Here is a 21,606-nt window from a genome sequence, read left to right as displayed (position 1 = left end):
CTCCCGGGCCCCTCGCGCTGGTTGCGGGCGCCGTCAGTGCTGCGACGGCTCGGGCAGCTGCTCGCCGTCCGACGCGGACGCCTGCTCGGGCCCTGCGAGGTCGGGCCCGGTCAGGTTGGGCCCGGTCAGGTCGGGCCCGGTCAGGTTGGGCTGGGCGCCGCCGAAGCGGCGGTCGCGCCGCGCGTACTGCTCGCAGGCCCGCCACAGGTCGCGGCGGTCGAAGTCCGGCCAGAGCACGTCCTGGAAGACGAACTCGGCGTAGGCGGACTGCCAGAGCAGGAAGTTGGAGGTCCGCTGCTCCCCGCTGGGCCGCAGGAAGAGGTCCACGTCCGGCATGTCGCGGTGGTAGAGGTAGCGGGCGACGGTCTTCTCATTGACCTTCGCCGGGTCGAGCAGCCCGGCCGCCGCATCGGCGGCGATGGCGGCGGCGGCGTCCGCGATCTCGGCCCGGCCGCCGTAGTTGACGCACATGTACAGGGTGACCAGGTCGTTGTCCTTGGTCTGCTCCTCCGCGACCTGGAGCTCCTGCACCACGCTCTTCCACAGCTTGGGCATCCGCCCGGCCCAGCGCACCCGCACGCCCATGGCGTCCATCTCGTCGCGGCGGCGGTGGATGACGTCCCGGTTGAAGTTCATCAGGAAGCGCACCTCCTCGGGGGAGCGCTTCCAGTTCTCGGTGGAGAAGGCGTACAGCGAGAGATTGCGTACGCCCAGCTCGATGCAGCCCTTGAGGACGTCCAGCACCACGCCCTCACCGACCTTGTGGCCCTCGGTGCGCGGCAGACCGCGCTCCTTGGCCCAGCGGCCGTTGCCGTCCATCACGATGGCGACGTGCTCCGGCACCAGCTCGCCGGGGATCTTCGGCGGCTGGGCACCGCTGGGGTGCGGGCTCGGCGGCAGGTACTCTCGCCCCGTCCTGGACCGGGGGGAGCCCCAGCTGCCGTCGCCGCGGAAGAGTCGTCGTGCTGCCATCGCCTACTTCTCCACATATCTCAAGGAGCGGAGACCCCGCTCAAGGTGCCACTGCAGATAGGCGGCGACCAGGCCGCTGCCCTCACGGCAGTACCGCGGCTCGCAGGCGTCCGCCGCCTCCCAGTCACCGGAGAGCAGCGCGCCGAGCAGTTCCAGTGTCTCAGGGGAGGGTACGGCACTGCCGGGCACTCGGCAGTCGCCGCAGAGCACGCCGCCCGCCTGGAGCGAGAAGAAACGATTGGGCCCCTCCAGGCCGCACTTGGCGCAGTCGTCGAAGGTCGCGCCGTAGCCGTTGACGGCGAGCGACCGCAGCAGGAAGGCGTCCAGCACCAGGTGCGGCTCATGGCTGCCGGCGGCCAGGGTGCGCAGCGCGCCGACCAGCAGCAGGTACTGCTGGACGGCCGGCTCGCCCTCGTGCTCCGCGAACCGCTCGGCCGTCTCCAGCATCGCGGTGCCGGCGGTGTAGCGGCCGTAGTCGGAGACGATCGGACCGCCGTACGGGGCGATGGTCTCCACCTGGGTGCAGAGCGGCAGGCCGCGCCCGAGCAGTTCGCTGCCCCGGGCGAAGAACTGCACGTCCACATGGGAGAACGGCTCCAGCCGGGCGCCGAACTTGGACTTGGTGCGGCGCACGCCCCGGGCCACCGCCCGCACCCGGCCGTGCTGGCGGGTGAGCAGGGTGATGATGCGGTCGGCCTCGCCCAGCTTCTGGGTGCGCAGCACGATGCCGTCGTCGCGGTAGAGGCTCATCCGGCGGCCCGGACGGGTGCGGCGGCGGAGGCGGGCACTGGGTGCATCCGCCCATTGTCCCGCACGCCCGGCGCCGCGGCGTCCCGCACCGGGGGCTGCCGGCCCTGACGGGCGGCGCCCGCGCCGGTGCGGGACGGGGCAGGCCCGGGAGGGGGGCGCGGGCCCGTCCGGGTGACCGGGGGCGGCCGGGGCCGGTCAGGAGTGCGGGGTACGGGCGGCGGCCTCCAGCAGTTCGGTGATGTGCTCCCCGCTGAGCTGGAGGCAGTGCCCGGCGGCGGCCAGGGCGTCCCGCTCGGCGGGTCGGTACGGGCCGTCGGCCAGCGCGATCCAGGCGCCCTGGAGCAGCAGCCGCTCCAGGCCCTGCTGGGCCAGGTGCGCGGCGAGCGGCTCCAGGGCGGCGTGCAGCTCGATGGCCAGGCCGCTGCCGATCCCGCCGTACGCGCTGTCCAGCGGGCTCTCCTCGCCCAGCGCCGGGCCGGCCGAGCCGAGGCCGGAGAGCGCCGCCAGCGAGGCCAGCACCTGGGCCTCGCCGCAGTCCTCGAAGCCCGCCTCGCGGATCACCGTGCAGGCGGCCTCGCGGGCCGGGCGGCTGCCGGTGCCGCCGGCGGCGAGCACGGCCAGCGCGATGGTGTACTGCGCGTCGCGCAGCATCCCGGAGAGCCGGGTGCAGGTGGGCCGCTCCAGCGCGGAGACCCCGTAGCGGGCGCGGCAGGCGGTGCACTGGACGCTGGTGCCGACCGGGCCCAGCGGCAGCACCGGCGCGCCGAGCAGCCGGAGCCAGCGGCGGCCCCGCTGCCTGCGGTAGTTGCGGTCCCCGCCGCAACCCGAGCAGAAGAACTCGCCCAGCACCTCCGTCCGCCACGAAGGACGGACTCCCCACAGTCGGGTCACAGGCGCACTCCCCTGTCACTGCCGGCGGCCCTGCCCGACCCCACGGGCGAGGTACACGCAACCGAGCACATGTCAGGGCCGTCCCACCGACCCCGGTGTCGGTAAGGATCGATGCTGCCACGCGAGTGATGTCCTGTCAGTACCCCGGACGATGGTCGTGGCGAAAAACTGTGGCGCAGGACACATGGGCGCCGCCGGTCAGAGCCCGGCGGCGCCCATGTGCGGTGGTCCGTCAGTCGCGGCCGGCCCGGTTGACGGCGCTGATCACGGCCTTGAGCGAAGCACGGACGGTGTTGCCGTCCACGCCGACGCCCCACAGCACCCGGCCGCCCACGGCGCACTCGACGTACGCGGCGGCCTGGGCGTCGCCGCCCTCGCTCATGGCGTGCTCGGCGTAGTCCAGCACCCGTACGTCCACGCCGGCCTCGGCCAGGGCGTTGACGAAGGCGGACACCGGGCCGTTGCCGGAGCCGGTCAGGGTGGTCTCGACACCGCCGACGACCGCCTCGACGGTCAGCGCGTCGCGGCCGTCGCTGGTGGACAGCTGCTGGGCGCTGCGCAGGGCGATCCGGCCCCACGGCGCGTCGGGGGTGGGCAGGTACTCGTCCTCGAAGATCGCCCAGATCGCGTCCGGGGTGACCTCGCCGCCCTCGGCGTCGGTCTTGGCCTGGATGATCCGGGAGAACTCGATCTGCATCCGGCGCGGCAGGTCCATCCGGTGGTCGTTCTTCAGCACATAGGCGATGCCGCCCTTGCCGGACTGGCTGTTGACCCGGATGACCGCCTCGTAGGAGCGGCCGACGTCCTTGGGGTCGATCGGCAGGTAGGGCACGCCCCACGGGTGCTGGTCCACGCTGTGGCCGGCGGCGGCCGCGTCGACCTCCAGCGCCTCGAGGCCCTTCTTGATGGCGTCCTGGTGGGAGCCGGAGAAGGAGGTGTAGACCAGGTCGCCGGCATAGGGGTGGCGCTCGGGCACCGGCATCTGGTTGCAGTACTCGGCGGTGCGGCGGATCTCGTCGATGTCGGAGAAGTCGATCTGCGGGTCGACGCCCTGGGAGAACAGGTTCAGGCCGACGTTGACCAGGTCCAGGTTGCCGGTGCGCTCGCCCTGGCCGAACAGGCAGCCCTCGACCCGGTCGGCGCCGGCCATGATCGCCAGCTCGGCGGAGGCCACGCCGGTGCCCCGGTCGTTGTGCGGGTGCGAGGAGAGGCAGATGTACTCGCGGCGGGTCAGGTTGCGCGACATCCACTCGATGCGGTCGGCGTAGATGTTGGGGGTGGACCGCTCGACGGTGGTGGGCAGGTTGAGGATGATCTCGCGGCCCTCGCCGGGCTGCCAGACGTCCATCACCGCCTCGCAGACCTCCAGCGCGTAGTCCAGCTCGGTGTCGATGAAGATCTCCGGGGAGTACTCGTAGCCGAAGACGGTGTCCTCGCCCAGGATCTTCTCCGCGTACTCCATCACCAGCCGGGTGCCGTCCACCGCGATGGCCTTGACCTCCTCCCGGCCGGCCCGGAAGACCACCCGGCGGAACATCGGCGCGGTGGCGCTGTACAGGTGCACGGTCGCCCGGGGCGCGCCGACCAGCGACTCCACGGTGCGCTCGATCAGCGCCTCGCGGGCCTGGGTCAGCACCGAGATGGTGACGTCCTCGGGGACGGCCCCCTCCTCGATCAGCGAGCGGACGAAGTCGAAGTCGGTCTGGCCGGAGGCCGGGAAGCCGACCTCGATCTCCTTGTAGCCCATGCCGACCAGCAGGTCGAACATCTTGCGCTTGCGCGCCGGGGACATCGGGTCGATCAGCGCCTGGTTGCCGTCCCGCAGGTCGGTGGAGAGCCAGCGCGGCGCCTGCGTGATGACCTTGCCCGGCCAGCTGCGGTCCGGCAGGTCGACGGTCTCGAACGGGGAGTAGCGGTGGTACGGCATCGGGGACGGCTGCTGCCGTACCGAGGCGGCGGTGATCGGCGTGGGGCGCTCGACGAAGGGGCGGGCGACGGAGTCGGTCATGGGGGTTCTCTGCTCCTCAGGGCGGTGGCTGGTCGGGGTTGGGGACACCCGACGGCCGACTACTGCGGCAGTACGCGCACAGCACCAGTCCCCGCGGCGAGGGAGCCGGCCTCTGTGATCTACAGGCCCTCGCCGCGGCAGCTAAGAAGAAGCAGCCCGTAACGCATGATGCGAACCAGCGTAACCCAGTGCTCCGGTGCCCGCAGGGGTTTCCGCCCCTTGAGACGTGATCGGGCGCAGGGACGTGATCGGGCGCAGGGACGTGATCCGGTGCAGGGGACGTGATCCGGTACACCTCCGACACGCGCCGAAACGTTCCCTCGTCACCGGCGCGGGGGAATCCGTACCCCATGAGGTGGCAAGGGACCAGAGGGCGGACACGCTCGGTGCATGGACTCCACACCTCGCAGCACCGAGCCCGGCAGCACCGCCTGCTTCTGCACCATCGTGCCACCGCACGTCCTGGACCGGCTGGCCGAGGCCGCCGACGCCGCCGTGCGCGACGCCGCCCGGCGCGCGCTGGCCCTGGACAGCGGCCACCGGGAGAACCGGCTGCTGCCGCCGCGCGCGGTGGCACCCGACCCGTCCGGCGGCGACCACCCCCGGCGCACGGTCTCCGACGCCCACCACACCGAGACCCTCCCCGGCGTCGTGGTCCGGCGCGAGGGCGGCGCGGCGGTGGCGGACGGTTCGGTCAACCGCGCGTACGACGCGCTGGGCGCCACCTTCACCTTCTACCGCGAGGCGTACGGCCGCCGCTCGATCGACGACGCCGGGCTGCCGCTGGACGCCAGCGTGCACTACGGCCGCGACTACGACAACGCCTTCTGGAACGGCCAGCGGATGGTCTTCGGCGACGGCGACGGCCAGGTCTTCAACGACTTCACCGTCTCCGTCGACGTCATCGGGCACGAACTCACCCACGGCGTCACCCAGCACACCGCCAACCTGGACTACCAGGGCCAGTCCGGCGCCCTCAACGAGTCGGTCTCCGACGTGTTCGGTTCGCTGGTCAAGCAGTACGCCCTCCAGCAGACCGCCGACCAGGCCGACTGGCTGATCGGCGCCGGGCTGCTGGCCTCCGGGGTGCACGGGGTGGCGCTGCGCTCGCTGCGCGAGCCCGGCACGGCGTACGACGACGACGTACTCGGCAAGGACCCGCAGCCGGCCACCATGGACGGCTATCTGCGCACCAGCCGGGACAACGGCGGGGTGCACATCAACTCCGGCATCCCCAACCACGCCTTCTACCTGACGGCGACCGCGCTGGGCGGCCACGCCTGGGAGAAGGCCGGCCGGATCTGGTACGACGCCCTCACCTCCGGCACCCTGCGGCCGAACGCGGACTTCGCCGCCTTCGCGGCGGCGACCCTGGCCGCCGCCCGCAGCCGCTTCGGGGACGGGAAGGAGGCGGACGCGGTGGCCAAGGGCTGGACCCAGGTCGGTGTCACCGGCTGACCGCCGCCGGGCGGGGTCCGCGCCCGGCGGACCCCGCTGCGGACCGCCCCGGCGGTATCCACTCGCCAGACGGCGCCGTTACGTAGCACACTGGCGACCATGCGTATCCGGGTGACCCGCACCGGCGGCCTCGTCGGACTCACACGCCGCGCCGAGCTGGACACCTCGGCGCGGACCGACGCGCCGCACGTCCACGCCCTGGCCCGGGAGGCGATGGCCTCCGGCCTGCGGACGCCGGGCTTCGGCGTGCCCGACGGCTTCCACTACGAGATCACGGTGGACAACCGCACGGTGCACTGCGCCGATCCACGGCTCACCGAGTCGCAGCGGGAGCTGGTCGCGCTGGTGCTGCGCGAGGGCGCCTGACCGGCCGAGCGGCCGTCAGAAGCCCAGCTTGCGCAGCTGCTTGGGGTCGCGCTGCCAGTCCTTGGCGACCTTGACGTGCAGGTCGAGGAAGACCGGTGTGCCGAGCAGCGCCTCGATGTGCTTGCGGGCGGTGGTGCCCACGTGCTTGAGGCGGGCACCCTTGGCGCCGATGACGATCGCCTTCTGGCTCTGCCGCTCGATGTAGAGGTAGGCGTGGATGTCGAGCAGCGGCCGGTCGGCGGGGCGGTCCTCGCGGGGCAGCATCTCCTCGACCACCACGGCCAGCGAGTGCGGCAGCTCGTCGCGGACGCCCTCCAGCGCGGCCTCGCGGATCAGCTCCGCGACCATGACCTGCTCGGGCTCGTCGGTGAGGTCGCCGTCCGGGTAGAGCGGGGGGCTCTCGGGCAGCAGCGGGACCAGCAGGTCGGCCAGCAGGCCCACCTGCTTGTCGCCGACGGCGGACACCGGGACGATCTCCGCCCACTCGATGCCCAGCTCCTTGCCCAGCTGGTCGATGGCGATCAGCTGCTCGGCCAGCCGCTGGGAGTCCACCAGGTCGGTCTTGGTGACGATGGCGACCTTGGGGGTGCGCTTGACCTCGGACAGCTCCTTGGCGATGTAGCGGTCGCCGGGGCCGAGCTTCTGGTCGGCGGGCAGGCAGAAGCCGATGACGTCGACCTCGGCCCAGGTGGCCCGGACCACGTCGTTGAGCCGCTCACCGAGCAGGGTGCGCGGCTTGTGCAGGCCGGGGGTGTCCACCAGCACCAGCTGGGCCTCCGGGCGGTGCACGATGCCGCGCACGGTGTGCCGGGTGGTCTGCGGACGGTTGGAGGTGATGGCGACCTTCGTCCCCACCAGGGCGTTGGTCAGGGTCGACTTGCCCGCGTTCGGCCGCCCGACGAAGCAGGCGAAGCCGGCGCGGAAGGGGGCGCCGCCGGAAGGGGGAGTGAGGCTCATGGGGTCCATTGTCCCTGACCCCGGAGGTGTCCCCGACCGCAGTGCCGCCGACCTGCGCCCTCGGCCTGGACCGCCGGCCCGGTGGGGTCACTTCTTCCCGCCGCCGCCGATCAGGGAGTGGATGGCGCCGGCCAGCGCGAGCACGGCGACGCCGATCGAGACGCCGAGCCAGTAGGGCGAGCCGGACTCGTACCAGAGGCCCATCCCCCAGATCACCACCAGCACGGCGGCGAAGAACGCGCAGCCCCCCAGCATGCCGTCCCTCCTCCGCGCCCGCCCGCTGCTCCGCCGAGATTATAATCGGCCTGGCAGTGGCCCCGGGTCAGGGCTGTTCAGGAGGACTCGGGGACAGACCCGGGACTCCGCCGCTCACGGCGGCGGCGCAGCCACCCCCGGGCATCCCGGCCGGCCACCAGCAGCATGGCCGCGAAGCCGACCGACAGCCCGACCGCGACCAGCACGTCCCACCGGTTGTGGACGCCCCGGGTCCACAACCGGTGGCTCGATGCCACCATCCGCAGGAGCGCATAGACGGCGATCACCGTCTGGACCACTTCGCGCCCGGTCCACCGACGGAACCGGGCACCGGGCACCATCAGGCGAGTGCCGTGGATCGCAGCACCCCGTCCGGCCCCGCCAGCAGCACCGGCGTACCCGGCCCGCCGAGATCGCGCACGGCCGCCACATCGGCCGCGGCCGGGGCCCCGGCCGCGGTGACCACGGCGGCGGCCTCCAGCCCCTTGGCGCCGCCGGCCACCGCCATCGCGACGGCCGTCTGCAACGCGCTGAGCCGCAGCGACTCCAGGGCGACGGTACCGGCGACATAGGTACGGCCGGTCTCGTCCCGGACGGCCGCACCCTCCGGGACGCCATTGCGGGCCCGCGCGGAGCGGGCCAGGGTGATGATCTTCTTGTCTTCGGGGTCCAGCTCGGCCACGGCGTCACTCATGCCGCTGAGCATACTGATCATCCGACGAGCGGGCGCCCGCCCCGAAGGAGGCGCCGGCTCCCCCTCGGCGTCGACCGCGACGACTCCGAGATCGTCCGCCAGGGGCCAGCCCTCGACGTAGTGTGCGTTCCGGCGGTCTGCCAGCACCTTCTCCGGGGTGGCGTGCGACACGGCGGGGTCCCAGTCCACTGCGGCCACGACCATGTCCGCAAGGAAGCCAGCGTCGCCGCTCACGGCCGGCCGCAACGAAAACCCGATATCGCTCATACAGCGGATCCTCCAAAATCCTTTGAGTGGGCCAGGCGGCGCTGAGCGATGCGCTTCGCCGTCGCGGAGTCAGACGGTGCCGAACTCGCCTGCCTTGACGCCCGCCACAAAGGAGGCGAACGAGCCGGCGGGAAAGGTTCCCGTCCGCGACTCCAAAAACCCGAGCGGTCCGGCCCTGGGCCCTGTAACTGATGGTGGGCGGTCAACAGGGGAACTACGGAAGTGGTTTCCCGTTCCAGCCGGCCCCGCTGCGCGGACTCCGCGTAGAAGCGGAAGGAGCGGTTCTCCATCGTCAGGACGTACAGCAGCAAGCGCCGACTACCCGCCTGCGCTCGCCGCGCTGTTCGCCCTCGCCCGCGTCACCCCGGATGGCACCTGCCACCTGTCCTGGGGCGGCGGGTCCGACGTGATCGGCTGACCGGGCCCGCCCCACCCGGCTTCCCGACACAGGGCGCCCGGGGCCGGGGCGGCCGTCAGCCCGTGGTGTCGGCGTGGTCCTGCTCGCCGCGGCCCGCGTCGGCGGCCGGGCGGTGGACCGGCTCGGTGAGCACGGTGCCGATCCGGTTGCGGCGCCCGGCGGAGGACTCCGCGGTGAGCCGCAGCGCGGTGACCGGCCGCGCGTCGTCCTCCGGCAGCGGCACCTCACAGGAGGCGCCGGGGATCGGCACCCGGCCCAGGTGCTTGGCGAGCAGCCCGCCGACGGTCTCCACGTCCTCGTCGACCAGCTCCACGCCGTACAGCTCCCCGAGGTCCTCCACCGGCAGCCGCGCGGTGACCCGGTAGCTGCCGTCGCCCAGCTCCTCCACCGGCGGGGCCTCCCGGTCGTACTCGTCGGTGATCTCCCCGACGATCTCCTCCAGGACGTCCTCGATGGTGACCAGGCCCGCCGTGCCGCCGTACTCGTCGATCACGATCGCCACGTGCGAGCGCATCTGCTGCATCTCGCGCAGCAGGTCGCCGGCCGGCTTGCTGTCCGGGACGAAGACCGCCGGGCGCATCACCGAGGAGACCGGCTCGGACTCCGCGTCGCGGTTGACGTGGGTGCGGCGCACCAGGTCCTTGAGGTAGACGATGCCGACGACGTCGTCCTCGTTGTCACCGACCACCGGGATGCGGGAGAAGCCGCTGCGCAGCGCCAGGGTGAGGGTCTGACGTACCGTCTTGTGCCGCTCGATCAGCACCAGGTCGGTACGCGGGACCATCACCTCCCGCACGATGGTGTCGCCCAGCTCGAAGACCGAGTGCACCATCCGGCGCTCCTCGTCCTCGATCAGCGAGTCCTTCTCCGCCAGGTCGACCAGGGCGCGCAGTTCGGCCTCGGAGGCGAACGGGCCCTCGCGGAACCCCTTGCCCGGGGTGAGGGCGTTGCCGAGCAGGATCAGCAGCTTGGGGATCGGGCCGAGCACCCGGGCCAGCGGCAGCAGCACCACCGAGGCGGCGGTGGCGACGTTCAGCGGGTGCTGCCGGCCGATGGTGCGCGGTGAGACGCCGACCATCACAAAGGAGACCAGCACCATCACCCCGATGGCGACCAGCACCGCCACCCAGGTCTGGGCGAAGCCCCGGACGCAGACCACGGTGACCAGCACCGAGGCGGCCATCTCGGAGCCGACCCGGATCAGGGTGGCCAGATTGAGGTAGCGGATGGGGTCGGTGGCCATGGCGAGCAGCCGGTCGGAGCCGCGCCGCCCGGCCCGGACGGCCTCCTCGGCCCGGAACCGGGACACCCGGGAGATGCCCGCCTCGGCGCAGGCCGCCAGCCATCCGACGATGACCAGCAGCACCGCGCCGATCAGGAACGACGTACTGTTGCCGCCCATGTGCGTGTGTCAGCCCCGCCCGGCTCAGCGGGTGGTGGGGGCCGGGGAGGGGCCCTCCAGGCCACGGGCGGCGCGCCAATCGTCCAGGATGCGCTTCTGCAGCCCGAACATCTCCTGCTCCTCGTCGGGGTCCTCGTGGTCGTAGCCGAGGACGTGCAGCACACCGTGGACGGTGAGCAGGTGCAGTTCCTCGTCCATCGAGTGGCCGGCCGCCTTGCCCTGCTTCAGGGCGACCTCGGGGCAGAGCACGATGTCGCCGAGCAGGCCCTGCGGCAGGTCCTCGCCCTCCTTGCCGGGGCGCAGCTCGTCCATCGGGAAGGACATCACATCGGTGGGGCCGGGCTCGTCCATCCACTGGATGTGCAGCTGCTCCATCGCCTCGGCGTCCACCAGGATCACCGAGAGCTCGGAGAGCGGATGGATGCGCATCCGGTCCAGGGCATGGCGGGCGACGTCGAGCACGGACTGCTCGTCGACCTCCCAGCCGGACTCGTTGTTGATGTCGATCGACATGGTCGGGCCAATCTCTGTGTTCAGCGCAGCCTCGGTGTGCGGCGCAGCCTCGGTCATCGGTGCAGCCTCGGCGTTCGGGGCAGCCTCGGCCTTCGGTGCAGCCTCGGCTCTCAGCTGTCGGTGCGGCGGGGCTGGCGGGGGGCGCGGGAGCGACGGCCGGGCCGGTCGGCCCCGTCGTCGTCGTTCTCGGCGTCCCAGCGGGCATAGGCGTCGACGATCCGGCTCACCAGCTTGTGGCGGACGACGTCGGTGCTGGTCAGCTGGGAGAAGTGCACGTCCGGCACGCCGTCCAGGATCTCCTGGACGACCTTGAGGCCGCTCTTCGTACCGCCGGGAAGGTCGATCTGGGTGACGTCACCGGTGATGACGATCTTGGAGTTGAAGCCGAGCCGGGTGAGGAACATCTTCATCTGCTCGGGATTGGTGTTCTGGGCCTCGTCCAACAGGATGAAGGCGTCGTTCAGGGTACGGCCGCGCATGTACGCCAGCGGGGCGACCTCGATCGTCCCGGCGGCCATCAGGCGCGGGATGGAGTCGGGGTCCATCATGTCGTGCAGCGCGTCGTACAGCGGGCGCAGATAGGGGTCGATCTTCTCGTAGAGCGTGCCGGGCAGGAAGCCCAGCCGCTCGCCGGCCTCCACCGCCGGACGGGTGAGGATGATCCGGTTGACCTCCTTGGCCTGGAGGGCCTGCACGGCCTTGGCCATCGCCAGGTAGGTCTTGCCGGTGCCCGCCGGGCCGATGCCGAAGACGATCGTGTGCTTGTCGATGGCGTCGACATAGCGCTTCTGGTTGAGCGTCTTGGGGCGGATGGTGCGGCCGCGGTTGGACAGGATGTTGGCGGTGAGCACCTGGGAGGGGTTGTCCGACGCCTCCGGGTGGGAGGGGTCGGCGGCGGCGCTCTTGAGCATGGCGATGGAGCGCTCCACTGAGTCCTCCGTCAGGGGCTGGCCGGTGCGCAGCACCAGCATCATCTCGGTGAACAGACGCTGGACGAGGGCTATCTCGGCGGGGTCGCCGGCGGCGGTCACCTCGTTGCCGCGTACGTGGATGTCGGCACCCGGGAAAGCGCTCTCGATGACCCTCAGCAGGGAGTCCGTGGAGCCCAGGACCGTCACCATGGGGTGCTTCTCGGGAATCACGATGCGGGCTCGGGCCACGTCGTCCCCATGGGCCGCCGCGCCGTCGCCGGAGGGGCGCCGGCCGTTCTGACGCTGCTGGGCGGGGGTGCGGGCGTGCGAGGTGCCGCTGTCTGGTGTCGCAGTCATGGGTCGGCGCTGGGGCCTGCCTCATCCCATCCGTAGATCCGGGTCGCCGCGTGCGGCCGAGCACCACAAGCGTACGCCGCACCGCCGACAGCAGGCTTCACTATTTTTGGGAGCCGCCGGTGTGGACGGCCCAGGGCGAGCGAGCCGAAGGGCGCCGCCGATGCCGAAAGCGACGAGCGACAAGCGAGCGACGAAGGAGCGAGTGCCGGAGGGAGGAGTGTCGGCATCGGCAACAGGGCGCCCGGAGGCGAGCCGAGCCTCAAGACCGGGGCGGGGCTGGGATGTGGGCGAGGTCGGTGGCGAGGACGATCTCGCCGTCGAAGTGGGCGCGGGCCTCGGTGAGGTGGGCGTCCAGGTCGGGGTAGCGCTGGGAGAAGTGGGTGAGGACCAGGGTCCGCACGCCGGCCTCGGCGGCGGCGCGGGCCGCCTGTGCCGCCGTGAGGTGCCCGTACTCCTCCGCGAGCGCCGCGTCGGCCGTCAGGAAGGTCGCCTCGATCACCAGCAGGTCCGCCCCGTCGGCGAGCGCCGCCACCCCCTCGCAGCGCCGGGTGTCCATCACAAAGGCGAACCGCTGCCCCGGCCGGGCCTCGCTGACCTCCGGCAGGCCCACCGTGCGTCCGTCCGGCAGGGTCAGCCGGCCCTCGCGCTGCAACCGGCCCACGTCCGGCCCGGCGATGCCCAGTGCCGCCAGCCGCTCGGGCAGCATCCGCCGCCCGTCCGGCTCCACCAGCCGGTAGCCGAACGACTCCACCGGGTGCGACAGCCGGGCGGCCTCCAGGGTGAACGGGCTGCCCGGCGCCGCCAGCGGTCCCGGCTCCGCGATCGGCCGGGGCCGCAGCTCCACCGTCTCGTGGAAGGCGCTGGCGTGCCGCAGCCGGTCGAAGAAGTGCGACCCGGAGGCGGGGAAGTAGCAGTCCACCGGGTGCGGCACCCGGTCCAGGTTGAGCCGCTGCACCACGCCCGCCAGGCCCAGGCAGTGGTCGCCGTGGAAGTGGGTGACGCAGATCCGGGTGACGGCGGTGGCGGACACCCCGGCGTGCAGCATCTGCCGCTGGGTGCCCTCCCCCGGGTCGAAGAGCAGGCCCTCGCCGTCCCAGCGCAGCAGGTAGCCGTTGTGGTTGCGGTGCCGGGTGGGTACCTGGCTGGCGGTGCCGAGCACGACCAGTTCGCGGTGGGACACGGTGGCGGGCCTCCGCTCAGACCAGGCGGTTGGTCAGGCTGCCCTCGCCGCCGAGCACATGCACATGGACGTGGAAGACGGCCTGCCCGGCGCCCTCCCCGGTGTTGAAGATCAGCCGGTAGCCGGCGTCCGCGATCTTCTCCTGTGCCGCCACCTCGCCCGCCTCGGCCAGCACCGCGCCGGCCGCGGCCGGGTCCGCGACGGCCAGTGCCGCCGCGTTCGGGTAGTGGGCCTTGGGGATCACCAGCACATGGGTGGGCGCCTGCGGGTGGATGTCGCGGAACGCCAGGGTGGTCTCGGTCTCGCGGACCACCTCGGCGGGGATCTCCCGCGCCACGATCTTGCAGAACAGGCAGTCCGGCACGGCGTTCCCGTCCGACATCGGCTTCTCCTTCAGAGGGGGGTTGGTCCGGCAGAGGGGGGTTGGTCCGGTAGAGAGGGGTTGGTCCGGACACGGAGGTCCGGGGGCGGCCTCTCCCGGTGCCCTGCGGCCGGAGCGGGCGAGGCCGGGACCGCAGGCAGGACACTACCGCGCGACCGGCCGCCGCCAGGGCGGCCGGTGCGGTGCGCCGCCGGTCGGGCGCACCGCACCGGCCGCGGCCGCTACAGCTCCGGCAGGGCGGGCGGCTGCTTGGCCGGGTGCTCGGCGAGCGCCGCCAGGGCGAGGCGCACCCCCTCCTCCAACTGCGGGTCCTGGTCGGCGGCCCAGTGGTGCGGCGCCATGACGACCTCGACGTCCGGGTCGACGCCGTGGTTCTCCAGGCCCCAGCCGTAGTTCTCGAACCAGGACGAGTACTTGGGCTGGGTGACGCCGGTGCCGTCCACCAGGGAGTAGCGGCCGTCGATGCCGATCACCCCGCCCCAGGTGCGGACGCCGACCACCGGGCCGATGCCCAGCGCCTGGATCGCGGCGTTGACGATGTCGCCGTCCGAGCCGGAGAACTCGTTGGCCAGTGCCACCACCGGGCCGCGCGGGGCGTCCGACGGGTACGGCTCGGCGGTGCGGACGTCGCGGGTCAGGCCCCAGCTGATCACCCGGCGGTTGAGCTTCTCCACCACCAGCTGGGAGGTGTGGCCGCCGCGGTTCTCCCGCAGGTCGACCACCACGCCCTCCTGGGCCATCTCCACCCGCAGGTCGCGGTGGAGCTGCGCCCAGCCGGCGCCGACCATGTCCGGTACGTGCAGATAGCCCAGCCGGCCGCCGGACAGCTCGCGGACCGCCGCCCGGCGCCCGGCCACCCAGTCGTGGTAGCGCAGCGGCTTCTCGTCGGCCAGCGGCACCACCACCACGTGCCGGGGCTCGCCGCCGCCCGCCGGGGCCACGGTCAGCTCCACCGGGCGGCCGGCGGTGCCGGCCAGCAGCGGCATCGGGCCGGTCACCGGGTCCACCGGGCGGCCGTCGACGGCGGTCAGCGCGTCGCCGGGCCGCACCGCGACGCCGGGTGCGGCCAGCGGGGAGCGGGCGCGCGGGTCGGAGGACTCGCCGGGCAGCACCCGGGCGATCCGCCAGGCGTCGCCGTCCCGGACCAGGTCGGCGCCGAGCAGGCCCTGCCTGCGGGCCTCCTCGGTGCCGCGACCGGGCGGGGAGACATAGGCGTGCGAGGTGCCCAGCTCGCCGTGCACCTCCCACAGCAGGTCGACCAGGTCGTCATGGCTGCCCAGCCGCTCCACCAGCGGGCGGTAGCGGGCCAGCACGCCGTCCCAGTCGACGCCGTTCATGTCGGCGCGCCAGAAGTTGTCGCGCATCAGGCGGCCGTTCTCGTCGTACATCTGCCGCCACTCGGCGCCCGGGTCGACGGTGAGCCGCAGCCGGGCGAGGTCGACGGTGAGCTCGTCACCCGAGTCGCCGCCGGAGGCCTTGCGGTCGGCGGGCAGCACCCGCAGCCGCCCGTGGTCGAGCACCGTGATCCGGCTGCCGTCGCCGGAGACGGCGAAGCCGTCCAGCCCGTCGACCAGCTCCTGGTCGCTGAGGTTCTTCAGGTCGTAGCGCTCCAGGACCGGGCGGGGCTCGTCGTCGTCCGGGGAGGCCAGGTCGTCGCCGAGCACGCCGACGACCGGCAGCCTGGTCCACAGCACGCCGTCCTTGGCCGCCCGCAGGGTGCCGAACCGGCCGCCCGCGACCGGGAAGGGCACGATCCGGTCGGCCAGTCCCGGGATGTCGACCCGGGTGGTGGGCGCCTTCGCGGTGTCCTCGTCGGCGTCCGGCTTGGCCGCGTCCTTGCCGCCGGGCTTGCCTTCGCCGTCCCCGCCGCCGAAGGACCGGCCGTGCCGCTGCGGGCCGAACGGCGAGGGGGTGTCGGCGGCCAGCGTGATCAGGTACGGCCGGCAGCCGGTCGGGAAGGACAGGTCGAAGACATGGGCGTCGTAGACCGGGTCGAAGTTGCGGACCGACAGGAAGGCCAGGTGCTTGCCGTCGGCGGTGAAGGCGGGAGAGCTGTCGTTGAAGCGCAGCGGGGTGGCGTCGACCACCGAGAGGTCGGTGGTGTTGGCCAGCTTGAGGTGCCGCAGCGGCCAGGGGCCGGGGTGGGACCAGGCCAGCCAGCCGGAGTCGGGCGAGAAGGCCAGGTCGGAGACGTCGCCGTCCTCGCTGCGGGTGACCTCCCGTACCTCGCCGGTCTCCACCTCGACCAGCAGCACCCGGCCGTCGTGGGAGGCCACCGCGACCCGACGGCCGTCCGGGGCGGCGACCAGCTCCAGCACCCGGCCCAGCCGGCCGGCCGCGACCCGGCGCGGGGTGCCGCCCACGGCCCCGGTGGCGGGGGCGAACTCCAGGGCGTCGTCGCCGTCCGCGTCGGTGACCCAGACCACGCTCTGGCCGGACTCGCCGGGGACGACCTCGGCCAGCCGCGCCCGGACGCCGGGCTCGGCGGCCAGCGCGCGGGCGGGGCCGTCCCGGTGGGTGAGCCAGTGCACGGTGCCGCGCACGGTGACGGCGCTGGCCCGGCCCGTACGGTCGGGGGCGGGCACGCCCAGGTGGCGCCCGGCGGCCACCGGGAAGGGCTGCCGGCCGGTGCGGGGGCCGCCGAGGACGGTCTCCAGGCGGCGCGGCTCGCCGCCGGCCAGGTCGTCCAGCAGCCACAGCTCACCGGCCTCGTGCCAGACCACCCGGGTGCCGTCGGTGCTGGCGTTGCGGGCGTAGAACTCGCCGCTGCTGTGCTGCCGCAGGTCGCTGCCGTCGGGGAGGCTGGAGTACAGCCGGGCGACACCGTCGTGGTCGGAGAGGAAGGCTATCCGGTCACCGACCCACATCGGGGAGTCGAGCTGGCCGTCCAGCTCCTGGTGGACGCGCTCGAACGTACCGCCGGTGCGGCCGATCCACAGCTTGCCCGCCGTGCCGCCCCGGTAGCGCTTCCAGTGGGCGGGCTCCTTCCCCGGGCCGACCGGCCCGGCGGAGAGCAGCAGCACCCGGCCGTCCTCGGCGGGCTCGAAGGCCAGCCCGGCGATCGGGCCGTACGGCAGCCGGCGCGGCTCGCCGCCGTCCAGCGGGACGGCAAAGGCCCAGCTGCGGCGGAGGGTGGCCTGGCCCGCCGTGGTGATGGCGATCGGCTCGCCTGCGGGCGTCCAGCCGCGCACGGCGGTCCGGCCGCTGCCCCAGTGGGTCAGCCGCTGGGCGGGGCCGCCGTCGACCGGGGCGGTGTGGACCTCGGGGGCGCCGTCGCGGGTCGAGGTCCAGGCGACCCGGCTGCCGTCGGGCGAGAAGCGCGGATGGGAGGCCGGGGCCCGGTCCGCGCTGATCCGCCAGGCTCTGCCGCCGTCCAGCGGGGCGATCCAGACGTCGTCCTCGGCGACGAAGGTGACCAGGTCGCCGTGGATGTGCGGGAAGCGGAGGTAGGCGCCGTTAGGGCTCGCGGTGGTGCCGGGTTCAACTTGGGTCACGGGCGCCACCCTAACCAGGTGGTCGGACAGCGGCGATGGTTTTCCCGGTCAGCGAACTCCGCCGTCCCAGGTTTGGGCCGGTGGCGGCCGGATCGGCCCCTGCTCAGCCCCAGCGGCCGGTGCGGCCCAGCAGCAGCGCCGCCGCCGCGACCCCGGCGGTGGAGGTGCGCAGCACCGAGGCGCCCAGCCGGTACGGTCCGGCGCCGACCGCCGCGAAGGCGGCCAGCTCCTCCGGGGAGACCCCGCCCTCCGGGCCGACGACCAGCACGATCGGGCCGCCGTCCGGCAGCGGGGCCGCCGCCAGCGGCGCGGCGCCCTCCTCGTGCAGCACGGCGGGCAGCGCGGCGTCCGCCAGCAGCGCGGCCACCTGACGGGTCGTCATCAGGTCGTGCACCTCGGGGAAGCGCAGCCGCCGGGACTGCTTGCCGGCCTCGCGGGCGGTGGCCCGCCACTTGGCCAGCGCCTTCTGGCCGCGCTCGCCCTTCCACTGGGTGATGCAGCGGGAGGCGGCCCAGGGCACCACCGCGTCCACCCCGACCTCGGTCATGGTCTCCACGGCCAGCTCGCCCCGGTCGCCCTTGGGCAGCGCCTGGACCACGGTGATCCTCGGCCGGGCCTCCGGTTCGCGGCGCAGCTCGGCCACCGCCACGTCCAGGGCGTCCTTGCCGTGCAGCTGCGCCACGGTCCCGTACGCGCCGGTGCCGCGCCCGTCGGTGAGCACCACGGCCTCACCGACCGCGAGCCGCTTCACGGCGGCGGCGTGCCGCCCCTCGGCGCCGTCGAGGCGGACCAGGTCGCCCTGGCCGGTGCCCTGGAGTCGGTCGTCGTCGACGACGAAGACGGGGGCGGTCATGACCGGTTCCTCACTGCTGTGCTGCGGCGGCGGCGCGGGTGCCCGGCCGCCGGGCGGCGGCCGGGCGACGACGGCTCAGCGCCCGTTGAACGCGTCCTTCAGCCGGGAGAACAGCCCCTGCTGGCCGGGGGCGAAGGTGCCCGAGGGGCGCTCCTCGCCGCGCAGCTTGGCCAGCCGGCGGATCAGCTCCTCCTGCTCGGGTTCGAGCTTGGTGGGCGTCTGCACCTCGACGTGCACGATCAGGTCGCCCCGGCCGCCGCCGCGCAGATGGGTGATGCCGCGCCCGGTCATCGGGATCGACTGCCCGGACTGGGTGCCGGGCCGGATGTCGACGTCCTCCACCCCGTCCAGCGTCTCCAGCGGCACCTTGGTGCCGAGCGAGGCGGCGGTCATCGGGATGGTGACCGTGCAGTGCAGGTCGTCGCCGCGCCGCTGGAAGACCCGGTGCGCGGCCTCGCCGATCTCCACGTACAGGTCGCCGGCCGGGCCGCCGCCGGGGCCGACCTCGCCCTCGCCGGCCAGCTGGATGCGGGTGCCGTTGTCCACGCCCGCCGGGATCTTCACGGTGAGCGTACGGCGGGCGCGCACCCGGCCGTCGCCGGCGCACTCGGGGCAGGGGGTGGGGACGACGGTGCCGAAGCCCTGGCACTGCGGGCAGGGCCGGGAGGTCATGACCTGGCCGAGGAAGGAGCGGGTGACCTGGGAGACCTCGCCACGGCCGCGGCACATGTCGCAGGTCTGCGCGGAGGTGCCCGGGGCGGCGCCCTCACCGCTGCAGGTGGTGCAGGTGACGGCGGTGTCGACCTGGATCTCCTTGGTCGTGCCGAACGCCGCCTCCTCCAGGGTGATCTCGATCCGGATCATGGCGTCCTGGCCGCGCCGGGTGCGCGACCGCGGCCCCCGCGACCCGGCCGCGGCGCCGAAGAAGGCGTCCATGATGTCGGAGAAGCCGAAGCCCGCGCCGGTGCCGAAGCCGCCCGCGCCGCCCCCGCCGCCGTTGGGCGACAGCGGGTCGCCGCCCAGGTCGTAGACCTGCCGCTTGCCCGGGTCGGAGAGCACCTCGTAGGCGGCGTTGATCTCCTTGAAACGCTCCTGCGTCTTGGGATCGGGGTTGACGTCCGGGTGCAGTTCACGAGCCAGGCGCCGGAACGCCTTCTTGATCTCGTCCTGCCCCGCGTCCCGTCGGACGCCCAGTACCGCGTAGTAGTCCGTGGCCACCAATGACTCCGCTTGCTCCGCCTATCGACTAAGACTCAGCCAGGATCTGACCGACGTACCGTGCCACCGCGCGTACTGCTCCCATCGTGCCCGGGTAGTCCATCCGCGTCGGGCCGATGACACCCAGCTTCGCGACGGACTCGTCGCCCGAACCGTAGCCCACCGAGACGACCGACGTGGAATTAAGGCCCTCGTAGTCGTTCTCGTGACCGATTCGGACGGTCATGCCGGCGTCCGCCGTCTCTCCCAGCAGTCGCAGCAGCACCACCTGCTCCTCCAGTGCCTCCAGCACCGGGCGGATGGTCAGCGGGAAGTCATGGCCGAACCGGGTGAGGTTGGCCGTCCCGCCGAGCATGATCCGCTCCTCGGTCCGCTCCACCAGCGTCTCGAAGAGCGTGGAGAGGACCGCCGCGACCACCGGCCGGTCGTCCGGCTCGAAGCCCTCGGGCAGGTCCTGGAGCAGCGCCGGGACGTCCGGGAAGCGCACCCCGCCGGCCTGGGCGTTCAGCCGGGCCCGCAGGTCGGCCAGCACGGTCTCGCCGACCGGGGCCGGGGCGTCCACGATGCGCTGCTCGACCCGGCCGGTGTTGGTGATCAGCACCAGCATGATCTTGGTGGGGGCGAGCGCCAGCAGCTCCACGTGCCGCACGGTGGACCGGGAGAGCGAGGGGTACTGCACCACGGCGACCTGCCGGGTGAGCTGCGCCAGCAGCCGTACGGTGCGGGTCACCACGTCGTCGAGGTCGACCGCGCTGTCCAGGAAGTGCCGGATGGCGCGCCGCTCGGGCGAGGAGAGCGGCTTGACCTCGGCCAGCCGGTCCACGAAGAGCCGGTACCCCTTGTCGGTGGGCACCCGGCCGGCGCTGGTGTGCGGCTGGTGGATGTAGCCGTCCTCCTCCAGCGTCGCCATGTCGTTGCGCACGGTGGCCGGGGAGACGCCCAGGTTGTGCCGCTCCACCAGGGCCTTGGAGCCGACCGGCTCCTCGGTCCCGACGTAGTCCTGCACGATGGCGCGCAACACCGCGAGTTTTCGCTCGTCGAGCATGGCACGCACCTCCGGCGTCGCACGTTGTCCTGTCGTGAGGGACGGCTCCCGTCCCCCTGGGGCCTCGTCGCCCCCGGGGGTCTGGCACTCTGCGCGGGCGAGTGCCAAAGCCGCCCCAGCCAGTGTACGGCCCGGCCACCGCGCTCGGAACGGGCCGTCGCGGGAAGCCGTACGGAACACCTGCCGAAGGTGCGGATCACCTCCGGGAGTGCTGCCCCTTCGACTGCGAGGGTGGGAGCATCGAAGGCAGAGGGCGGAGGAGCAGCCGCCCGGCCGCCGCATGGCGGCACACGTGGAGGAGGAGCCATGGCTGAGTCCGGGCACCGCACCCGCTTCGCACCCGATCGCGGGCTCACCCGGCGGATGGTGACCACGATGTTCCTCATCGGGCTGGTCTATGTGGGCTTCACCGGCCTGCTGATCGCCCTGCTGGGCAAGGCGTGGCCCATCGTGGTGGTGATTTCCGCCGGGCTGTTCGTCGCCCAGTTCTGGTTCAGCGACAAGATCGCCGAGCGGGCCATGGGCGCCCGCCAGGTCAGCCCCGAGCAGTACCCGCAGCTGCACGGCACCGTCGACCGGCTCTGTGCCCTGGCCGACATGCCCAAGCCCCGGGTGGCGGTCGCCGTCAACGACATGCCCAACGCCTTCGCCACCGGGCGCAATCCGGACCGGGCGGTGGTCTGCGTGACCACCGGGCTGCTGCGGCGGCTGGAGCCGGAGGAGCTGGAGGGCGTCCTCGCCCATGAGCTGTCCCATGTCGCGCACCGCGATGTGGCCGTGATGACCATCGCCGGCTTCCTCGCCGTGCTGGCCGGGGCGATCGCCCGGATCGGCCTGTGGGGCGGCTTCCGGGGCAGCCGGGACAGCAACATGGCCATCGCGGCGATCGTGATCCCGCTGGCCAGCATGGTGGTGTGGGCGCTCGGCTTCCTGCTGACCCGGCTGCTCTCCCGCTACCGCGAGCTGGCCGCCGACCGCTCGGCGGCGCTGCTCACCGGTCGGCCCTCCGAGCTGGCCTCGGCGCTCACCAAGGTCACCGGCCAGATCGCCCGCATCCCCAGTGAGGACCTGCGGCGGTCGCAGCCGTACAACGCCTTCTACTTCGCCCCGGCGCTGAACGCCAAGGAGACCGCCTCCCAGTTGCTCTCCACCCACCCGACGCTGGAGCAGCGGCTGGCGCAGCTGGGCCGGATCTCCACCGAGCTGGGCCGCTGA

Annotated in this window: 20 protein-coding genes; 3 read left to right on the top strand and 17 right to left on the bottom strand. The window is 73.1% G+C overall.

Features of this window, described 5'->3' with window-relative positions; all coding sequences use genetic code 11:
• Nucleotides 1-33: 33 nt before the first annotated feature.
• The 4 genes from ACIQGZ_RS15140 to leuA all read right to left on the bottom strand — a co-directional run bounded on the left by ACIQGZ_RS15140 (nucleotide 34) and on the right by leuA (nucleotide 4,621).
• Nucleotides 34-972, bottom strand: a complete 939-nt coding sequence (locus tag ACIQGZ_RS15140; RefSeq protein WP_402602041.1) for an isoprenyl transferase — start codon at nucleotides 970-972, stop codon at nucleotides 34-36.
• 3 nt (nucleotides 973-975) lie between these two features.
• The gene (gene recO / locus ACIQGZ_RS15135) at nucleotides 976-1,722 is read right to left on the bottom strand and encodes a DNA repair protein RecO (RefSeq protein WP_402602040.1); all 747 of its coding nucleotides are present in this window, start codon (nucleotides 1,720-1,722) and stop codon (nucleotides 976-978) included.
• 195 nt (nucleotides 1,723-1,917) lie between these two features.
• On the bottom strand, nucleotides 1,918-2,613 hold the full coding sequence (locus ACIQGZ_RS15130; RefSeq protein WP_402602038.1) for a TerB family tellurite resistance protein: 696 nt from the start codon (nucleotides 2,611-2,613) through the stop codon (nucleotides 1,918-1,920).
• Between the two features lie 232 nt (nucleotides 2,614-2,845).
• Nucleotides 2,846-4,621: a 2-isopropylmalate synthase gene (gene leuA / locus ACIQGZ_RS15125; RefSeq protein WP_402602036.1), complete on the bottom strand. Its 1,776-nt coding sequence runs from the start codon at nucleotides 4,619-4,621 to the stop codon at nucleotides 2,846-2,848.
• Between the two features lie 390 nt (nucleotides 4,622-5,011).
• Between leuA and ACIQGZ_RS15120 the strand changes: the two genes are divergently transcribed.
• Complete coding sequence (locus ACIQGZ_RS15120) at nucleotides 5,012-6,079, top strand: M4 family metallopeptidase (protein ID WP_402602035.1); 1,068 nt, start codon at nucleotides 5,012-5,014, stop codon at nucleotides 6,077-6,079.
• 99 nt (nucleotides 6,080-6,178) lie between these two features.
• Entirely contained in the window at nucleotides 6,179-6,445 is a 267-nt protein-coding gene (locus ACIQGZ_RS15115) for a protealysin inhibitor emfourin (RefSeq protein WP_402602034.1), read from the top strand.
• Between the two features lie 15 nt (nucleotides 6,446-6,460).
• On the opposite strand, the gene era is transcribed toward ACIQGZ_RS15115, so the two are convergent.
• The 13 genes from era to hrcA form a co-directional block, all read right to left on the bottom strand.
• On the bottom strand, nucleotides 6,461-7,402 hold the full coding sequence (gene era / locus ACIQGZ_RS15110; protein WP_402602032.1) for a GTPase Era: 942 nt from the start codon (nucleotides 7,400-7,402) through the stop codon (nucleotides 6,461-6,463).
• Nucleotides 7,403-7,489: 87 nt separating this feature from the next.
• Nucleotides 7,490-7,657, bottom strand: a complete 168-nt coding sequence (locus tag ACIQGZ_RS15105; RefSeq protein WP_402602030.1) for a hypothetical protein — start codon at nucleotides 7,655-7,657, stop codon at nucleotides 7,490-7,492.
• Nucleotides 7,658-7,734: 77 nt separating this feature from the next.
• Nucleotides 7,735-7,956, bottom strand: coding sequence for a hypothetical protein (locus ACIQGZ_RS15100; protein WP_402602029.1), 222 nt, complete (start codon nucleotides 7,954-7,956; stop codon nucleotides 7,735-7,737).
• 41 nt (nucleotides 7,957-7,997) lie between these two features.
• The gene (locus tag ACIQGZ_RS15095) at nucleotides 7,998-8,363 is read right to left on the bottom strand and encodes a cytidine deaminase (protein WP_402602371.1); all 366 of its coding nucleotides are present in this window, start codon (nucleotides 8,361-8,363) and stop codon (nucleotides 7,998-8,000) included.
• Nucleotides 8,364-9,091: 728 nt separating this feature from the next.
• On the bottom strand, nucleotides 9,092-10,438 hold the full coding sequence (locus tag ACIQGZ_RS15090) for a hemolysin family protein (protein WP_402602028.1): 1,347 nt from the start codon (nucleotides 10,436-10,438) through the stop codon (nucleotides 9,092-9,094).
• Nucleotides 10,439-10,462: 24 nt separating this feature from the next.
• The gene (ybeY, locus tag ACIQGZ_RS15085; RefSeq protein WP_402602027.1) at nucleotides 10,463-10,951 is read right to left on the bottom strand and encodes an rRNA maturation RNase YbeY; all 489 of its coding nucleotides are present in this window, start codon (nucleotides 10,949-10,951) and stop codon (nucleotides 10,463-10,465) included.
• Between the two features lie 110 nt (nucleotides 10,952-11,061).
• The gene (locus ACIQGZ_RS15080; protein ID WP_402602026.1) at nucleotides 11,062-12,219 is read right to left on the bottom strand and encodes a PhoH family protein; all 1,158 of its coding nucleotides are present in this window, start codon (nucleotides 12,217-12,219) and stop codon (nucleotides 11,062-11,064) included.
• Between the two features lie 259 nt (nucleotides 12,220-12,478).
• Complete coding sequence (locus ACIQGZ_RS15075; RefSeq protein WP_402602025.1) at nucleotides 12,479-13,399, bottom strand: ribonuclease Z; 921 nt, start codon at nucleotides 13,397-13,399, stop codon at nucleotides 12,479-12,481.
• A gap of 16 nt (nucleotides 13,400-13,415) precedes the next feature.
• Nucleotides 13,416-13,781 (bottom strand): histidine triad nucleotide-binding protein, encoded by a 366-nt coding sequence (locus ACIQGZ_RS15070; RefSeq protein ID WP_402602024.1) that lies wholly within the window; start codon nucleotides 13,779-13,781, stop codon nucleotides 13,416-13,418.
• Nucleotides 13,782-14,002: 221 nt separating this feature from the next.
• Entirely contained in the window at nucleotides 14,003-17,275 is a 3,273-nt protein-coding gene (locus ACIQGZ_RS15065; protein WP_402602023.1) for a PDZ domain-containing protein, read from the bottom strand.
• A 103-nt stretch (nucleotides 17,276-17,378) separates the two neighbouring features.
• The gene (locus ACIQGZ_RS15060; protein WP_402602021.1) at nucleotides 17,379-18,128 is read right to left on the bottom strand and encodes a 16S rRNA (uracil(1498)-N(3))-methyltransferase; all 750 of its coding nucleotides are present in this window, start codon (nucleotides 18,126-18,128) and stop codon (nucleotides 17,379-17,381) included.
• Nucleotides 18,129-18,203: 75 nt separating this feature from the next.
• A complete protein-coding gene (gene dnaJ, locus ACIQGZ_RS15055; protein ID WP_402602020.1) occupies nucleotides 18,204-19,346 on the bottom strand; it encodes a molecular chaperone DnaJ in 1,143 nt (380 codons plus the stop codon).
• A gap of 28 nt (nucleotides 19,347-19,374) precedes the next feature.
• Nucleotides 19,375-20,391, bottom strand: coding sequence for a heat-inducible transcriptional repressor HrcA (hrcA, locus tag ACIQGZ_RS15050; protein WP_402602019.1), 1,017 nt, complete (start codon nucleotides 20,389-20,391; stop codon nucleotides 19,375-19,377).
• A gap of 306 nt (nucleotides 20,392-20,697) precedes the next feature.
• Between hrcA and htpX the strand changes: the two genes are divergently transcribed.
• Nucleotides 20,698-21,606, top strand: a complete 909-nt coding sequence (gene htpX, locus ACIQGZ_RS15045) for a zinc metalloprotease HtpX (RefSeq protein ID WP_402602018.1) — start codon at nucleotides 20,698-20,700, stop codon at nucleotides 21,604-21,606.

This window comes from Streptomyces sp. NPDC092296, assembly GCF_044755465.1.
In the GTDB taxonomy this organism is placed as follows: domain Bacteria; phylum Actinomycetota; class Actinomycetes; order Streptomycetales; family Streptomycetaceae; genus Peterkaempfera.
The sequence above is the reverse complement of the archived record's forward strand: the minus strand, read 5'-3'. Positions and strand labels throughout refer to the sequence as shown.

Coding starts and splice junctions, on each gene's coding strand:
- hrcA (WP_402602019.1), bottom strand. CDS start 20,391: ATGCTCGACGAGCGAAAACTCGCGGTGTTGCGCGCCATCGTGCAGGAC.
- ACIQGZ_RS15115 (WP_402602034.1), top strand. CDS start 6,179: ATGCGTATCCGGGTGACCCGCACCGGCGGCCTCGTCGGACTCACACGC.
- ACIQGZ_RS15090 (WP_402602028.1), bottom strand. CDS start 10,438: ATGGGCGGCAACAGTACGTCGTTCCTGATCGGCGCGGTGCTGCTGGTC.
- recO (WP_402602040.1), bottom strand. CDS start 1,722: ATGAGCCTCTACCGCGACGACGGCATCGTGCTGCGCACCCAGAAGCTG.
- ACIQGZ_RS15105 (WP_402602030.1), bottom strand. CDS start 7,657: ATGCTGGGGGGCTGCGCGTTCTTCGCCGCCGTGCTGGTGGTGATCTGG.
- htpX (WP_402602018.1), top strand. CDS start 20,698: ATGGCTGAGTCCGGGCACCGCACCCGCTTCGCACCCGATCGCGGGCTC.
- era (WP_402602032.1), bottom strand. CDS start 7,402: ATGAGCCTCACTCCCCCTTCCGGCGGCGCCCCCTTCCGCGCCGGCTTC.
- ACIQGZ_RS15070 (WP_402602024.1), bottom strand. CDS start 13,781: ATGTCGGACGGGAACGCCGTGCCGGACTGCCTGTTCTGCAAGATCGTG.
- ACIQGZ_RS15120 (WP_402602035.1), top strand. CDS start 5,012: ATGGACTCCACACCTCGCAGCACCGAGCCCGGCAGCACCGCCTGCTTC.
- ACIQGZ_RS15140 (WP_402602041.1), bottom strand. CDS start 972: ATGGCAGCACGACGACTCTTCCGCGGCGACGGCAGCTGGGGCTCCCCC.
- ACIQGZ_RS15080 (WP_402602026.1), bottom strand. CDS start 12,219: ATGACTGCGACACCAGACAGCGGCACCTCGCACGCCCGCACCCCCGCC.
- ACIQGZ_RS15060 (WP_402602021.1), bottom strand. CDS start 18,128: ATGACCGCCCCCGTCTTCGTCGTCGACGACGACCGACTCCAGGGCACC.
- ACIQGZ_RS15095 (WP_402602371.1), bottom strand. CDS start 8,363: ATGCTCAGCGGCATGAGTGACGCCGTGGCCGAGCTGGACCCCGAAGAC.
- leuA (WP_402602036.1), bottom strand. CDS start 4,621: ATGACCGACTCCGTCGCCCGCCCCTTCGTCGAGCGCCCCACGCCGATC.
- ybeY (WP_402602027.1), bottom strand. CDS start 10,951: ATGTCGATCGACATCAACAACGAGTCCGGCTGGGAGGTCGACGAGCAG.